Source organism: Micrococcus lacusdianchii (assembly GCF_023155805.1).
Taxonomy (GTDB): Bacteria; Actinomycetota; Actinomycetes; order Actinomycetales; family Micrococcaceae; genus Micrococcus; species Micrococcus lacusdianchii.
This window is the reverse complement of record NZ_JAKNUW010000045.1, coordinates 1-1,541: the sequence shown is the minus strand read 5'-3', so window position 1 is coordinate 1,541 and position 1,541 is coordinate 1. Positions and strand designations below refer to the sequence as shown.

General features: G+C 81.0%; 1 protein-coding gene and 1 pseudogene. Both read left to right on the top strand.

From position 1 onward, the window contains the following. Positions 1–1,122: TadA family conjugal transfer-associated ATPase (locus MA879_RS12240; protein ID WP_248126872.1), on the top strand; the 1,122-nt coding region annotated here is incomplete at its 5' end. Beyond that, positions 1,119–1,541: pseudogene (locus MA879_RS12235) on the top strand (type II secretion system F family protein); the annotation flags it as partial. The gene MA879_RS12240 and the pseudogene MA879_RS12235, both read left to right, overlap by 4 nt.

The window sequence follows — 1,541 nt, the reverse complement described above, 5'->3', positions numbered from 1 at the left end:
GAGGCCGACGCCCGCGCCGCGCCCGGCCCCGGTGGGCCGGCCGCCGGAGCCGAGGGGGCCGGCGTCGTGGCCCGGCGCGCCGCGGCGGTCACGGAGGAGCTGACCGGCTTCGGCCCCCTCGCGCCGTGGCTGCGCAGGGAGGGGGTCACCGACGTGCTCGTGGACGCGGACGGCCACGTGTGGACGGACGGCACGGAGGGGTTGGTGCGCCGGTCTCTCACGCTGCGGCCGGGGGACGCGGAGGCCCTCGCCGTCCGCCTCGTCACGCAGGCCGGTCGCCGACTCGACCCGGCCGTGCCCCTGGCCGACGCCCGTCTGGACGGCGTGCGCGTGCACGCCGCGCTGCCCCCGGTCAGCGGAGGCGGCGCCGTGCTGAGCTTGCGCGTGCCCGCACCCGCGCCGCCCTCGCTCGCCCAGCTGGCCCAGGCGTGGCCGGACGGCATCCGCTGGGGCGAGGTGCTGGAGGAGCTGGTGACCGGCCACGCCACCGTGCTGGTCAGCGGTGCCACCGGCTCGGGCAAGACCACGCTCCTCTCGGCGGCGCTGTCCGCGGCCGCCCCGGACGAGCGGATCGTGCTCGTGGAGGACACGCGCGAGGCGGCGCCCGCGCACCCGCACGTCGTCCCGCTGCAGACCCGCGCCCCCAACCCGGACGGCGCGGGGGAGGTGACCCTCGCGGAGCTCATCCGGCAGGCCCTGCGCATGCGTCCCGACCGCCTGGTGGTGGGCGAGTGCCGCGGCGCGGAGGTGGCGGACCTGCTCACCGCCCTCAACACCGGCCACCAGGGCGCGTGGGGCACGCTGCACGCCAACGCCGCCGACGACGTCCCCGCCCGCCTGACCGCGATGGGCGCTCTGGCGGGGTGGTCGCCCGCGGCCGTGGCCGCCCAGACCCGGGCCGGGGTGGACGCCGTGCTGCATGTCGTGCGGGACGGCCGGGGGAGGCACCCTGCGGCGCTCGCGGTCCCGGACCGGCCCGACGACCCGGCCGCCCCGCTGCGCATGCTCCCCGCCCTGACCTGGACCGCTGAGGAGGGCACGCGGGACGGACCCGGCCTGGCCCTGCTCCGGGCCCGGCTGGCCGGCCGTGAACCGGCGACACCGCCCGGAGCGGGCGGATGAGTCGGGCACGGCGGCGGCTCACGGCGCTGCGGGGCCGCGCCGGACGCGAGGCCCGCGCCGAGGCCCGGCTCGAGGAGGCCGCCGAGGCCCTGCGCCGGTGGGCGGCGCTGCTGCGGGCCGGGCTGGCCGCGGACGCGGCCTGGGAGGAGGTCGCCCGGGGCGCCCCGCCGTGTGAGGATCCCGCCAAGCGGTGCTGCCCGCATCACGAGGCGCGACGCCGCGCCGTCCACGCCCGGTGGGCGCTGCCGCCCGACCCGGAGGGCGCTGCCATCACCGAGCGGGGTGACGGCGACGACGCCGATCCCTGGGCCCTCGCCGACGCCGCCCTGGCCGCCGCGCGGCGGGCCGGGGCCGCCCCGTCCGCGGTGGCCGTGCGCCTGGCCGACGCGCTCGAGGCCGGGCTGGACGCCGCGCGGGCG